Consider the following 13500-nt stretch of genomic DNA (forward strand, 5'->3'; position numbering starts at 1 on the left):
CGAGAAGAAACGCAGGCTTCGAGCCGTGCGAGCCAAGGACATCCAGGAGACGCACATGAACAGCGGGCAAAGCAGCGGCACGTCACACGTGATCCTGCACATCGGCGCGGGATCGTTTCATCGCGCGCATCAGGCGTGGTATCTACACCGGTTGAACGAAGCGAAAGTGCCGGGCGAGCCGCACTGGTCACTCACGGTCGGCAATATTCGCAGCGACATGAATGCGGTGCTCGAAGCGCTCGCCGCACAAAACGGCGTCTACACGCTCGAAACCGTGACGCCGCAAGGTGAGCGCGCCTACGAGACGATCCGCTCGATCGAGCGCGTGGTGCCGTGGACCGAAAGCCTCGACGCGCTGATCGAAGCGGGCGCGGACCCGGCGTGCAAGATCATTTCGTTCACCGTCACCGAAGGCGGCTATTACCTCGACGAAGAGGACGAACTCGACGTCGACAATCCCGACCTCGCCGCCGATCTGAACGGCGGACACACCACGATCTACGGCGCGCTGGCGGCCATTCTCGACGCGCGCATGAAGCGCGGCGCCGGCCCGGTCACGCTGCAAACGTGCGACAACCTGCGCAGCAACGGCGAGCGCTTTCACGCCGGGATGAGCGAATTCCTGGAGCGGCGCGGCGCGGACGAGCTGGCGCAATGGTTCGACGACAACACCGCTTGCCCCAGCTCGATGGTCGATCGCATCACGCCGCGCCCCACGCCTGACGTGCGCGAGCGCGTAAAGGCCGCAACCGGTGTGGACGACGCGTGTCCGGTAATGGGCGAGGCGTTCATCCAGTGGGTGATCGAAGACGATTTCATCGCGGGACGCCCCGCATGGGAAAAAGTCGGCGCGGAACTGGTCGACTCGGTGATGCCTTACGAGGAAGCCAAAATCCGCATCCTGAATGCAACGCATAGCTGTATTGCGTGGGCGGGTACGCTCGTCGGCCTGAACTACATTCACGAAGGCACCCTCGATCCGGACATTCATCAGTTCGCTCATGACTACGTGAGCGATGACGTGATTCCGTGTCTCACGCCGAGCCCGCTCGATCTCGAACGCTATCGCGACGTGGTGCTCGAACGCTTTGGCAACCCGCATATCCAGGACACCAACCAGCGCGTCGCGGCCGACGGCTTCTCTAAGCTGCCCGGCTTTATCGCGCCCACGCTGTCCGAGTGCTTCGAGCGCGGAGTCACGCCCGCGGCCACGTCGATGCTGCCCGCGCTCTTTTTCCGTTTTCTCGAACGCTGGCACCAGGGCAAGCTGCCCTATACGTATCAGGACGGCGTCATGGACGAACGTGTCGCGCATGCGTTTTTCGACGCGCCCGACCCGCTTGAAGCATTCGCCGCCGACCGGCTGCTGTGGGGCAGCATGGCGCAGACGCCGGAACTGGAATCGGCGCTCGCCGGCGCGCTGGCTCGCGTCGACGTATGGCTGGCAAAGCGCGGCGCGGCCTGAACGGCGGCGCGGCAAGCGTTCACACGACCTCGTGCATCACACGCCACCTGACCGCGCTGCGATGCACGATGGCAGACAGTATCGATTCGCACGGTGCCAGGCTTAATGCGCATGGCACCGTGCGCCCCGTGCGGCTAAAGTAGCCGCATCTCCAACGACGAAGGTTCCGCGCCCATGTATCTCGGCATCGACCTCGGCACGTCCGAAGTGAAAGTTCTGCTGCTCGCCTCCGACGGACGCGTGATCGGCACCGCAGGCTCACCATTTACCGTTTCGCGTCCGCATCCGCGCTGGGCCGAGCAGAATCCCGAAGACTGGTGGGCCGGCACGCGCGCGGCGCTTGCCGCGTTGCGCGCGAGGCACCCCGACGAGTTCGCGCAGATCCGTGGCATCGGCCTCTCGGGCCAGATGCATGGCGCGGTGCTGCTGGATGCGCAGGACCGCGTGCTGCGTCCCGCGATCCTGTGGAACGACATGCGCAGCGACAAGGAATGCGCGGAGTTGACCGAGCGCGCGCCGGATCTGCATGCCGTCGCCGGTAATCTGGCGATGCCCGGTTTCACCGCGCCGAAGCTGCTGTGGGTCGCGCGCCATGAACCGGAGATCTTCGCGCAGACCGCGTGCGTGCTGCTGCCCAAAGACTATCTGCGCCTGCAACTGACGGGCGGCAAGGTGTCCGATCCGTCGGACGCGGCCGGCACCTTGTGGCTCGACGTCGCCAGACGCGACTGGTCCGATTCGCTGCTCGCCGCCTGCAACATGACGCGTGCGCAGATGCCACGCCTATGCGAGGGCAGCGAACCTGCCGGCGTGCTACTGCCGGAGGTTGCTCGCGAGTTCGGCCTGAGCGACGGCGTGATCGTCGCGGCGGGCGGCGGCGATAATGCGACGAGCGCCGTCGGTATCGGCGCGACGCAGCCTGGCGACGGCTTCGTGTCGCTCGGTACGTCCGGCGTGTTGTGCGTGGTCGGCGACAGTTTCCGGCCGAATCCCGCGTCGGCCGTGCACGCGTTTTGCCACGCGATTCCGGACCGCTGGCATCAGATGAGCGTGGTGCTCTCCGCCGCGAGTTGCCTGCGCTGGGTCTGCAAGCTCACGTCAACCGACGAACCCACGCTGCTCGCCGAAATCGAAGCATTGCCGCCGGACGCGCTGACGACCGCGCCGATCTTTCTGCCGTATCTGTCGGGTGAACGCACGCCGCACAACGACCCGTATGCGCAAGGCGTGTTCTTCGGTATGAACCACGCGACGGATCGCGCGTTGCTCGGCTATGCGGTGCTCGAAGGCGTGACGCTCGCGCTCACCGACGGCCTCGACGCACTGCGCGCCGCCGGCACGGAGGCAAAAGCATTGTCGCTACTGGGCGGCGGCGCGCGCAGCGACTACTGGGCCCAGCTGCTCGCCGACGCGCTCGACACCGCCACGCGCAAGCACGGCGGCGGCGAAACCGGCGCGGCGCTCGGTGCGGCGCGGCTGGGCTGGCTGGCAGCCGGCGGCGATCCTGCCACCGTGCTGACCAAACCGCCGATCGCACGAGAGTTTCAGCCGAATCCGCGTCGCCATGCCGAATTGCGCACGCGGCTCGAAGCGTATCGCGCGCTGTATCGTCACGTGCGGCCGCTGTTCGACCCCGCACGGACGCCGCTCGCCTGAGCGGCCAACCACAGCCGGCGTGCGCGCGTGGCGGATCGAGCGCGCACCGGCTGCCATCCTCGGCGCACCTGAAGCGAACCGACACCGTGCCTAAGTCCACAGAAAAATTAGACCTTGCTACCCGCGCCGCGTGGCTTTACTACGTTGCCGGCAACACCCAGAACGAGATCGCTGAAAAACTGCAGGTGTCGCGTCCGGTGGCGCAACGGCTCGTGGCGTTCGCCGTCGAGAAAAATCTGATTCGCGTGCGCGTGGATCATCAACTCGCGGATTGCCTTGCACTCGCCGCCCAGTTGTCGAAGCGCTACGGGCTGAGCATGTGCGAAGTCGTGCCGGTAGACAGCGATACCCCCGAGGAAGTGGATCGCAAGCTCGCCGTGGCCGGCGCTCAGGTGATGGAGCGTTACCTGAACGAAGAAAAACCGATGGTGGTCGCCGTGGGCAGTGGCCGGACGCTGAAAGCCGCGGTCGATCAGATCGCGCAGCTAGACCGTCCGCAGCACCGGCTGGTCTCGATGGTCGGCGCCATCGCCCAGGACGGCTCCTCGAACCGCTACGACGTCGCGCTGCACATTTCGGAGAAGACGGGCGGCAAGCATTTTCTGCTGCCCGCGCCATTACTCGCCGACAGCGAAGCGGAACGCGCGCAGTGGTGCAATCACCGGCTGTACCGGATCGTCGAATCGCTGTCGGCCGATGCGGATGTCGCCTTTGTCGGCGTCGGCAATATCGGGCCGAACTGCCCGCTGCACGAAGACGGCTTCATCACGTCAGCGGAAGTCAAGGAGTTGATGCAGAACGCCGCGGTGGCCGAGATGCTCGGCCTGCCGATCGACGCCGCCGGCGCGCAGGTCGAGTCGCCGACCGGCAGCCGCGTGACCAGTCTTGCACTCGATTCACCGCCGAGGCGCCCTACCATCGGCTTCGCGGGAGGGCAGCGCAAGCGCGAAGCGCTCGTTGCGGTGCTCAAGGGCGGGTGGCTGTCCGGTCTCGTCACAGATGAGCTTTGCGCGAGGGCCGCACTGGAAGCATGACGCACGAGCGGCGGGCGCGGTGAGATAAGAAAAAACGCCACCTTCGCGGTGGCGTTTTTATGTTTGCCTGCTGATCGACGAAGCGGCGCGCCGCCGCTTCCCCTCTCCACCCCGCTTACGCGGCCAGCACCTCGACGATCTTGCGCTGGAACGCTTTGCCTTCGGCATCGAACAGATGACAGTGCTCGGGCGTGGCGCCGAGCTTCTGCGTTTCACCTTTCGTATGGCGTTCGAGCGGCGGAATGCGCGCGATCAGACCGTCCGGCGCCACGCTCGATTCCGCGTACAGATACGCCGCGTCGCCGAGCGATTCGATCGCCATCGTGCGTGCGGAAATGCCGTCGTCCGTCATGCCGACGTGCAGATGCTCCGGACGAATGCCGACCGTCACCTTGTCGCCCTGCTTCACCGCGCCGGGTTCCACCGCGACGCGCTGCGTCTCGCCCGTTTCGTAGCGGACCGTCACGCCGTCGTGCGTGACCGACTGCACCACGCCTTCCATGAAGTTCATCTTCGGCGAGCCGATGAAACCCGCGACGAAGCGGTTGGCGGGCGCGTGATACAGCATCGTCGGGCTGCCGACCTGTTCGAGATTGCCCGCCGACAGCACAACGATCTTGTCCGCGAGCGTCATTGCTTCCACCTGATCGTGCGTCACGTAGATCATCGTGGTCTTGAGTTCGTCGTGCAGGCGCGCGAATTCGAGCCGCATTTTCACGCGCAACGCGGCGTCGAGGTTCGACAGCGGTTCGTCGAACAGGAATACCTTCGGCTTGCGCGTGATCGCGCGGCCAATCGCCACGCGCTGACGCTGCCCGCCTGACAGCTGCTTGGGCTTGCGATCCAGCAGATGGTCGATGTGCAGGATCTTCGCCGCATTGCGCACGGCGGCATCGATCTCCGGCTTCTTGGTGCCGGCGAGCTTCAGGCCGAACGCCATGTTGTCGTACAGCGTCATATGCGGATAGAGCGCATACGACTGGAACACCATCGCGATGCCGCGCTTGGCGGGTTGCACGTCGTTCACGCGCGTGCCGTCGATGGTCAGGTCGCCGCCGCTGATGTCTTCCAGACCGGCGATCATCCGCATCAGCGTGGATTTACCGCAACCGCTCGGTCCCACGAACACGACGAACTCGCCGTCCGCGATGTCGAGGTTGATGTCGCGCATCACTTCGTTGTCGTCGTAGGCCTTTCTGATGTTGCGCAGAGTTACGCTTGCCATGATGTGTCTCCGTGTATTGCTATGTGTTGCCTGGCTACCTGGATTCGTCTGGAACGCCGCGTGATGAAGCCCTTCAAGGCGCGGCCGCTGTTGCGCTCAATGTCCATTGCGCGACGAGTTCGGGCAACTGCTGCATGTCGTCGAACACGTGGCGCGCGCCCGCCGCGTGCAGTTTGTCGATCTGCGCGTCGCTTGCGTGGCCGCCGCCGATAAAGCCGAGCACCGTCATGCCCGCCGCCGTCGCCGCGGTCACGCCGGTCACGCTGTCCTCGACCACGAGACACGCGGAAGGCGCGAGGCCAAGCCCCTTCGACGCCGCTAGATAGACGTCCGGCGCGGGCTTTGGATTCGGCACCGAGTCCGCACAAAAAAGGCGTTCGCCAAAAAATTTGACCAGGCCGGTGCGCGCCAGCACGGTTTCCACATATGGCCGAAAACTGTTGCTCGCGCAGCCTTTGATGAGCGGCACCTGGGCGAGCGCGGCCTCGATGCCGTCCACTGCCGGCGCCTGCATCGCCGCCGCTTCCACCGAGCGCCGGATCGCGTCGATATCCGCCACGCCTAGCGTCTTGCCGAGCTTCGCGGCGGTGTTTTGCAATACCTGTTCGATACGCAGGCCAAGCAGCGGCAGCACGACCGGTTCGACATCCGTGCCGGGCCAGCGCAATTCCAGTTCGTGCACCAGCATGCGCGCGGCCACAGCTTCGCTGTCGATCAGCACGCCGTCGCAATCGCAGATCAACGCATACTGAGGCGCACCCGCGCCCGATGGGGTGACCGCCGTCATTTCACCGCCCCGAAAGTCAGACCGCGCACCAGTTGCTTCTGCGACAGCCAGCCGACGATCAGGATCGGCGCCACCGCCAGCAGCGACGCAGCGGACAGCTTCGCCCAGAAGAGACCCTCAGGACTCGAATACGACGCGATGAACACTGTCAACGGCGCGGCGTTGGAACTCGACAGGTTGATGCTCCAGAACGCTTCGTTCCACGAAAGAATCACGAGCAGCAGTGCGGTGGAGGCAAGCCCCGGCAGCGACATCGGCATCAGCAGATAGACGATTTCCTGCCAGGTCGCGGCGCCGTCGATCCGGCCGGCTTCGAGAATGTCGCGCGGAATCTCGGCGAAATAGGTGAACGACATCCATACTGCGATCGGCAGGTTGATCAGCGTGTAGACGATCACGAGCCCGGACACCGTATCCAGCAAGCCGCTGTTTTTCCACAGCAGATAGATCGGCACCAGCACGCCGACCGACGGCATCATCTTGGTGGACAACATCCACAGCAGCACTTTCTGCGTGCGGCGCGTCGGGAAGAACGCCATCGCATACGCGGCCGGCACCGCGAGGATCAGACACAGCACCGTGACGCCCACGGAAATCAGTATCGAATTCCACGCGAACGAGAAGTAGTTGCTGCGCGCGAACACTTCCCGGAAGCTGTCGAGCGTCGGCACGAAAAACAGCGACGACGAGTACGCCTGCTGCTCGGTCTTGAACGCGGTAATCGTCATCCAGAAGATCGGGAAAAACAGCAGCAGCGCGACGAGCCACGCAATGACGCCGGGAATGCCGCGACGAATGGCGGCGAACGGCGACCTGGCGGGAATGGTGACGGGCGTCGTGCTCGACGCCGGGGTGGAGGCAACGTGGCTCATTTTTCGTACTCCCCTTTCAGGTTCTTCGCGAGCATCCGCACAAGGAAGAACGACACGATATTGGCCAGCACGACAGCGAGAATGCCGCCTGCGGAAGCAAGACCGACGTCGAACTGTTGCAGCCCGAGCGAGTAGATCAGGTACGACAGATTGGTCGTCGCGGTGCCCGGACCGCCGCCCGTGGTCGTATAGATTTCAGCAAAGATCGACAGCAGGAAAATCGTCTCCATCATCACCACCACCGCGATCGCCCGCTTCAGGTGAGGCAGTGTGATGTAGAAGAACATGGAAAACGGACCTGCACCGTCGATGCGCGCCGCTTCTTTCTGCTCCTGATCGAGCGACTGGATCGCCGTGAACAGGATCAGGAACGCGAACGGCAACCACTGCCACGCGACGATCATGATGACGGCGAAGAGCGGGTAATCGGCGAACCAGTCGATCGGCTGCATGCCGAGCGCGCGCATGCCCTGGGCGATCAGGCCGTACACCGGATGCAGGATCATGTTCTTCCAGATCAGCGCGCTTACCGTCGGCATCACGAAGAACGGTGCGATCGCGAGCAATCGCGCAATACCCTGACCATAGAACTTGCGGTCGAACAGGATCGCCATCAGCACGCCGCCCACTACGGTGATCACGAGCACTGAAACGATCAGTTCGAGCGTGTGGCCGATGGAAGGGCCGAACGACGGATCGCTGGCGAGGTATTTGTAGTTGTCGAAACCGGCGAAACCCTTCAGGTCCGGATTCAGCAGGTTGTAGCGCGAGAACGAAAACCAGATCGTCATCGCAAGCGGGATCGCCATCCACAGCACCAGTACGGCGACCGACGGCGACACGAGCCAGCGTGCCGAATTGGCTTTACGGGCTTCGCGTTCCTTCTCTGACTGGGGATGGGCATGCATGAGAGGCAGGCGCAGAGGACGCATGATTGACCACCTGTTCGGTAATGCGCGGGCTGTCCGCTCAGACTGCGGGCGCCGCCTTTGCCGCCGCGACATCTGGAATGTCGTGGCGCAGGCGCGGCGCCCGCGTGACGGACAAGCAGCCCGCTGTGCTGCGTGAGCCGGCTAACGGGCGTCAGCCGGCGCGTTTCACGTTACTTCGACAACCGCCCGGCTTACTTCTGGTAGCCGGCTTGCTGCACGGCGCGGTTCGCCGTGGCCTGACCGGCTGCCAGCGCCTGATCGACCGTCATCTGACCGGCAATCGCGCCGGAGATGCTCTGACCGACCACCGTGCCGAACGACTGGAACTCGGGGATGCCGACGAACTGCACGCCCGTGTAAGGCACCGGCTTGAGCGTCGGATGGTCCGGATCAGCCGTCTCGATCGCCTTCAGCACGAAGTCGCCGAACGGTGCGGCCTGCTTGTACTCAGGGCGCGCATAGGTGGACTGACGCGTTCCCGGCGGCACCGAGGCCCAGCCTTCGTCCTTCGCGACCAGTTCGATGTATTGCTTCGACGTGGCCCACGAGATGAACTTCTTCGCCGCATCCGCCTGCTTCGACGACTTCGGAATCGCGAGTGCCCACGCCCACAGCCAGTGCGAACCCTTCGGCGTCACGGCGATAGGCGCCGCCGCGAAGCCAACCTTGTCGGCGATCTGCGACTGCTGCTTGTTATAGAGCATGCCGGCGGCGACCGTTGCGTCGATCCACATCGCGCATTTGCCCGAGGACATCAGCGTGAGGTTCTCGTTGAAGCCGTTCGAGCTGGCTCCCGGAGGGCCGTCTTTCCTCAGCAGATCCACATAGAAGCCAATCGCCTTCTTCCATTCCGGCGACGTGAGCTGGGCTTGCCATTTCTCGTCGAACCAGCGGCCGCCGAAGGTGTTCACCACCGTCGTGGCGTACGCCATGTTCTCACCCCAGCCGGCCTTGCCGCGCAGGCAGATGCCGTACACGCCGTTGGCCTTGTCGGTGAGCTTGTCGGCGAACTGCGAGATCTGGTCGTAGGTCGGCTGATCGGGCATCTTCAAACCCTTTGCCGCAAACAGATCCTTGCGGTAATACGTCATCGAGCTTTCGACGTAGAACGGCAGCGCATACAACTGGCCGCCGCTGGAAAGACCGTCGCGGGCCGTCTTCACGACGTCGTTCAGATCGTAATCGGCGGGCAGGCCGGTGAGCGGCGTGAGCCAGCCGCGCTTGCCCCATTGCGGTGTTTCGTACGCGCCGATCGTCATCACGTCAAACTGGCCGCTGCCCGTCGTGATGTCCGTGGTCGCGCGCTGGCGCAGCACGTTTTCTTCGAGAATCACCCAGTTCAGCTTGATGTCCGGATTCGCCTTTTCGAATTCGGGCGACAGCTTCTTCAACTCGATCATGTCCGGGTTGTTCAACGTCGCGATCGTCACCGTGGCGGCTGACGCATTCAGCGCAAAGCATGCAACAGCGCCGGCGCTGATCGCCTTCAACGCGGATTTGAGGACTGGCTTCATGTGTTGTCTCCTTTCTCGTACGTTATGTGGTGCTGCGTTTGTTCTGCGAAATACGGCACTGAATGGATGCAGATGGGTCGCCCGTCAGCTCATCCAGTTGCCGCCGTCCACGTTCAGGGTTTGCGCGGTGATGTAATCGGCATCTGCCGACGCGAGAAACAGGGCGGCGCCGGTCAGGTCGTCCGGCACGCCCATTCGGCCGAGCGGCACCGCTTCGCCGACCAGACGCTTCTTTTCGCCGAGCGGCCGGTTTTCATAGCGGGCGAAGAGCGCGTCGACTTCTTTCCACATCGGCGTATCGACGACGCCCGGCGCGATGCCGTTCACATTGATCTTGTGCGGCGCGAGCGCCAGTGCCGCGGATTGCGTGTAGCTCAGCACGGCGGCCTTCGTCGCGCAGTAGTGCGAGACGAGCGCTTCGCCGCGCCGCCCGGCCTGCGAAGACATATTGATGATCTTGCCGCCGTGACCTTGCTCCACCATTTTCCGGGCGACGGCCTGCATCAGGAAGAACATGCCTTTGACGTTGACCGCGAACAGGCGGTCGAAGACGTCCCAGGATTCGTCGAGGATCGGGCGCATATCGAAGAGCGCCGCGTTGTTGAACAGAATGTCGATCTGGCCGAAACGCTCCTGTGTGCTCGCCACAATGCGTTCGATGTCTTCGCGTTGCGTGACGTTGGCCGAGAGGGTCAGCACGCGGTCGCCGCAGTCGGCACGCAATGCTTCGCCGAAACTGTCGGCGGGTTTCATGTCGACCAGCACGCAACGCGCGCCTTCGTCCAGATAGCGACGGGCGACGGCCTCGCCGATTCCGCTTGCCGCCCCCGTCAGAATGGCCACCTTGTCTTGCAATCGTGACGACATTGCTTGTCTCCGGTTCGTTTCGCTTTTCTCTGACGCGGTGAGCGAACGCTCATTGCGCGAACAATTGCTCTGTTGGTGGTCGAATGATCGGATACGCACCGGATGATGTCAAGGCGCACATCCAGATTTCGATGGTGCAGCGCGGCAGGACCATCGGTGGACCGGCGCTGCCGTTTGTGCCTTGAACAACACTAATACGAGAAACCGAAGTCCGCCAAACTGCGCCGCGCTTACGCTGATGACAAAAAATCGAGATACGTTATATCATTGCGGCCTCGTCTTGCCGGAGCGCCGCGTGGAGCGATTGGGCTTCCACGAGGAGCGCATGCAGGACCATGCCACTCCCTCAACTCTCGTAGCAGGAATCAGCATGAAGTTACTTGGCACGACATCGTTCGGGGCGCAGCGGGCGCAGAAACTGGCAAGGCGCATCGCGGCGAGCGCGGCGCTGGCCGCTGGCGTCAGCTTTGGCCACGCTGCGTTCGCTGGCGAAGCGAAAATCCCCGTGGTTGCGGCAGAGAACTTTTACGGCGACGTGATCCAGCAGCTCGGCGGCGAGCGCGTCGACGTGACGAGCATTCTCAGCAACCCCGATCAGGATCCTCACCTGTTCGAGGCGAGCCCGAAGACGGCGCGCGCGTTGCAGCATGCGAGTCTTGTGGTCTATAACGGCGCCGACTACGATCCGTGGATGGCAAAATTGCTGGCCGCGTCGAAGGGCACGCAACGCACGACGATCGTCGCAGCCGAGCTGACCGGCAGGAAAGCCGGCGATAATCCGCACCTCTGGTACGACCCGGCCACCATGCCGAAGGTGGCGCGCGCGGTGAGCGCGGCGCTCGTCGCGGCTGACCCGGCGCACAAGTCGGCGTACGATGCGAACCTCGCGAAGTTTCTGGATTCGCTGAAACCGGTGGATGCCAAAGTGGCCGAGCTGCGTGCGCATTATGCGGGCGTGCCCGTCACGGCGACCGAGCCGGTGTTCGGCTATATGTCGGACGCGGTGGGCTTGTCGATGCGTAATCTGCGCTTCCAGCTCGCAACGATGAACGACACCGAAGCAAGCGCCGCCGACATCGCCGCGTTCGAACGCGATCTGCGCGAAAAACGCGTGCGCGTTCTGATCTATAACAGCCAGGCGACCGAGGCGCTCACCAAACGCATGCTGAAACTCGCGCAACAATCGCAGGTACCGACGATGAGCGTCACCGAGACCGAGCCGGCCGGCAAAACCTATCAGACGTGGATGCTGACGCAGCTCGACGCACTCGGCACCGCCCTGGCCGCAGGCGCGGGCAGCAAGTAACGCGACAGAGAACGGCAGAAACCGGCAGAAAAGGAAATCACGCAATGAATGTCACTGGCCGCAGCGCGCCAGCCACCCCATCCGCTGGTGCCGCGTCCGGCGCACCCGTGCTCGAACTCGAGCACGTCACGCTCGAACTCGGCGGCCGCACGATTCTGCGCGACACCGGCTTCATCGTGAATCAGGGCGAATTCATCGGCGTGCTCGGGCCAAACGGCGCGGGCAAGACCACGTTGATGCGTGCCGTGCTCGGCCTCGTGCCGGCGGCGGCCGGCGTGATTCGCGTGCTGGATCAGCCAGTCGAACGTGGCAATGCGTCGATCGGCTACATGCCACAAACACGCAGTGCGCTCGCGGGACGCCGCGTGCGAGGTCGCGATTTCGTCGCGATGGCGGCAGACGGACACCGTTGGGGTCTGCCCCATGCGGACGCGACGACACGCGCAGAGGTGGAGCGCGTGCTGGATCTGGTCGGTGGCGTCAAGCTGGCCGAGCGGCCCTTGTCCGAACTGTCGGGCGGCGAACGGCAGCGTCTGCTGCTCGCGCAATGTCTGCTCGGCAATCCGAAACTGCTACTACTCGACGAACCGCTGATCAGCCTCGACCCGCATCATCAGAAGAGCGTGGTTGAACTCGTGCGGCGGGTGCAGCAGGAACTTGGCATCGCCGTTCTGTTTTCCGCGCATGAACTCAATCCGCTGCTCAATTCGCTCGACCGGGTGCTGTATCTCGGCAGCGGCGTAGCCGCGCTCGGCACCGTGAACGAAGTGATCACGAAGCCGGTCCTCTCGCGTCTGTATGGATCGCCGATCGATGTGATGCGCGTGAACGGCCGGATCTTCGTGATGTCGGGCGACGTCGAAGTGGAAAAGCACGACCACGGGCATGAGCACGACGAACGCGGCGGCCATTCGCATGCACACGGCCATTCACACGATCACCCGCCCGGCCACGGCTATTCGCACGGTCATTCGCACGACGGACACACGCACGATGTTTGAATACGATTTCATGGTGAACGCATTCGCGGCGTCGGGGATCGTCGCGGTGCTGGCGGGTGTGGTCGGCTACTTTCTGGTGATGCGCGGACAGACCTTCGCGGGCCATGCGCTGTCACACGTCGGCTTTACCGGCGCGACCGGCGCAGTGTTGATCGGCATCTCGCCAATCTGGGGGATGATCGGCTTCACGCTCGCGGCAGGTGTCGGCATGGGCGCGCTCGGCGAGCGGCTCGCGGGCCGCGACGTGGCGATCGGCGTGATCCTTTCACTGTCGCTCGGCTTCGGGCTGCTGTTTCTACACTTCTTCACCGCGTACGCCACGCAGGTCACCGCACTGCTGTTCGGCAACGTGCTCGGCGTCAATACTTCGACACTCGGCGTGCTGGCGGCGCTCGGCGTCATCAGTCTGGGCGCGCTCGCCGCCATCATGCGGCCGCTGCTGTTCGCCTCGTTGCAGCCGGAACTCGCGGAAGCCAAGGGTGTGTCGCTGCGTCTGGTCTCGGTGCTGTTTCTCGCGATTGCGGCACTCGCCGTGGCGGCGTGTACGCAGATTGTCGGCGTGTTGCTGGTGTTCACGCTGATGGTCGGTCCGGCCGCGGCCGCGCAGAACATGACGACGCGTCTTTCAACCGGCCTCGTCCTCGCGGCGCTTTTTGCGCTCGCGCAGGCGTGGATCGGGTTGACGCTCGCGTTCTATACGGATTGGCCGACGAGCTTCTGGATCACCGTGCTCTCGGCCGTGGTGTATGGCGCGAGCCTGTTGCGGCGGCGCTAGGCAGTGACCGTTTCGCGCCGGCGGCGTTAGGTTGTCACGCGCCGCCGCCGACGCCACGTTAAGTAC

12 protein-coding genes are annotated in these 13500 nt (G+C 63.9%); 6 read left to right on the top strand and 6 right to left on the bottom strand.

Features of this window, described 5'->3' with window-relative positions:
- Positions 1-55 precede the first annotated feature (55 nt).
- The 3 genes from dalD (at position 56) to AAGS40_RS11870 (ending at position 4155) form a co-directional block, all read left to right on the top strand.
- Entirely contained in the window at positions 56-1465 is a 1410-nt protein-coding gene (dalD, locus tag AAGS40_RS11860) for a D-arabinitol 4-dehydrogenase (protein WP_345811559.1), read from the top strand.
- A gap of 174 nt (positions 1466-1639) precedes the next feature.
- Entirely contained in the window at positions 1640-3121 is a 1482-nt protein-coding gene (gene xylB / locus AAGS40_RS11865) for a xylulokinase (protein ID WP_345811561.1), read from the top strand.
- A gap of 86 nt (positions 3122-3207) precedes the next feature.
- Entirely contained in the window at positions 3208-4155 is a 948-nt protein-coding gene (locus tag AAGS40_RS11870; RefSeq protein ID WP_345811563.1) for a sugar-binding transcriptional regulator, read from the top strand.
- A 115-nt stretch (positions 4156-4270) separates the two neighbouring features.
- Here the strand turns inward: AAGS40_RS11870 and ugpC are convergent, their stop codons facing one another.
- The 6 genes from ugpC to AAGS40_RS11900 form a co-directional block, all read right to left on the bottom strand.
- Complete coding sequence (gene ugpC, locus AAGS40_RS11875; protein ID WP_345811564.1) at positions 4271-5380, bottom strand: sn-glycerol-3-phosphate ABC transporter ATP-binding protein UgpC; 1110 nt, start codon at positions 5378-5380, stop codon at positions 4271-4273.
- A 73-nt stretch (positions 5381-5453) separates the two neighbouring features.
- Complete coding sequence (locus AAGS40_RS11880; protein WP_345811565.1) at positions 5454-6167, bottom strand: HAD family phosphatase; 714 nt, start codon at positions 6165-6167, stop codon at positions 5454-5456.
- Entirely contained in the window at positions 6164-7039 is an 876-nt protein-coding gene (locus AAGS40_RS11885; RefSeq protein WP_345811566.1) for a carbohydrate ABC transporter permease, read from the bottom strand. Before AAGS40_RS11885 ends, AAGS40_RS11880 begins: the two co-directional genes overlap by 4 nt.
- Positions 7036-7971 (bottom strand): sugar ABC transporter permease, encoded by a 936-nt coding sequence (locus AAGS40_RS11890; protein WP_345811567.1) that lies wholly within the window; start codon positions 7969-7971, stop codon positions 7036-7038. The genes AAGS40_RS11885 and AAGS40_RS11890 overlap by 4 nt, the downstream gene beginning before the upstream one ends.
- Positions 7972-8162: 191 nt before the next feature.
- Positions 8163-9485, bottom strand: coding sequence for a sugar ABC transporter substrate-binding protein (locus AAGS40_RS11895; protein ID WP_345811568.1), 1323 nt, complete (start codon positions 9483-9485; stop codon positions 8163-8165).
- A gap of 84 nt (positions 9486-9569) precedes the next feature.
- A complete protein-coding gene (locus AAGS40_RS11900; protein WP_345811569.1) occupies positions 9570-10352 on the bottom strand; it encodes an L-iditol 2-dehydrogenase in 783 nt (260 codons plus the stop codon).
- Between the two features lie 370 nt (positions 10353-10722).
- Here AAGS40_RS11900 and AAGS40_RS11905 point away from each other — a divergent pair, with 370 nt between their 5' ends.
- Genes AAGS40_RS11905 through AAGS40_RS11915 form a run of 3 tightly spaced genes read left to right on the top strand, consistent with a single transcriptional unit; the run spans position 10723 to position 13434 of the window.
- Positions 10723-11658: a metal ABC transporter solute-binding protein gene (locus tag AAGS40_RS11905; protein ID WP_345811570.1), complete on the top strand. Its 936-nt coding sequence runs from the start codon at positions 10723-10725 to the stop codon at positions 11656-11658.
- A 44-nt stretch (positions 11659-11702) separates the two neighbouring features.
- The gene (locus tag AAGS40_RS11910) at positions 11703-12659 is read left to right on the top strand and encodes an ABC transporter ATP-binding protein (protein ID WP_345811571.1); all 957 of its coding nucleotides are present in this window, start codon (positions 11703-11705) and stop codon (positions 12657-12659) included.
- Complete coding sequence (locus AAGS40_RS11915) at positions 12652-13434, top strand: metal ABC transporter permease (protein ID WP_345811573.1); 783 nt, start codon at positions 12652-12654, stop codon at positions 13432-13434. The genes AAGS40_RS11910 and AAGS40_RS11915 overlap by 8 nt, the downstream gene beginning before the upstream one ends.
- Positions 13435-13500: the final 66 nt, after the last annotated feature.

It is taken from the genome of Paraburkholderia sp. PREW-6R, from assembly GCF_039621805.1.
Classification (GTDB): domain Bacteria; phylum Pseudomonadota; class Gammaproteobacteria; order Burkholderiales; family Burkholderiaceae; genus Paraburkholderia.

What these genes read in the sequence shown, in the direction of transcription:
- dalD (WP_345811559.1), top strand. Translation starts at nt 56, where the DNA reads ATGAACAGCGGGCAAAGCAGCGGCACGTCACACGTGATCCTGCACATC.
- AAGS40_RS11890 (WP_345811567.1), bottom strand. Translation starts at nt 7,971, where the DNA reads ATGCGTCCTCTGCGCCTGCCTCTCATGCATGCCCATCCCCAGTCAGAG.
- AAGS40_RS11880 (WP_345811565.1), bottom strand. Translation starts at nt 6,167, where the DNA reads ATGACGGCGGTCACCCCATCGGGCGCGGGTGCGCCTCAGTATGCGTTG.
- AAGS40_RS11900 (WP_345811569.1), bottom strand. Translation starts at nt 10,352, where the DNA reads ATGTCGTCACGATTGCAAGACAAGGTGGCCATTCTGACGGGGGCGGCA.
- AAGS40_RS11905 (WP_345811570.1), top strand. Translation starts at nt 10,723, where the DNA reads ATGAAGTTACTTGGCACGACATCGTTCGGGGCGCAGCGGGCGCAGAAA.
- AAGS40_RS11885 (WP_345811566.1), bottom strand. Translation starts at nt 7,039, where the DNA reads ATGAGCCACGTTGCCTCCACCCCGGCGTCGAGCACGACGCCCGTCACC.
- AAGS40_RS11910 (WP_345811571.1), top strand. Translation starts at nt 11,703, where the DNA reads ATGAATGTCACTGGCCGCAGCGCGCCAGCCACCCCATCCGCTGGTGCC.
- AAGS40_RS11915 (WP_345811573.1), top strand. Translation starts at nt 12,652, where the DNA reads ATGTTTGAATACGATTTCATGGTGAACGCATTCGCGGCGTCGGGGATC.
- xylB (WP_345811561.1), top strand. Translation starts at nt 1,640, where the DNA reads ATGTATCTCGGCATCGACCTCGGCACGTCCGAAGTGAAAGTTCTGCTG.
- AAGS40_RS11895 (WP_345811568.1), bottom strand. Translation starts at nt 9,485, where the DNA reads ATGAAGCCAGTCCTCAAATCCGCGTTGAAGGCGATCAGCGCCGGCGCT.
- ugpC (WP_345811564.1), bottom strand. Translation starts at nt 5,380, where the DNA reads ATGGCAAGCGTAACTCTGCGCAACATCAGAAAGGCCTACGACGACAAC.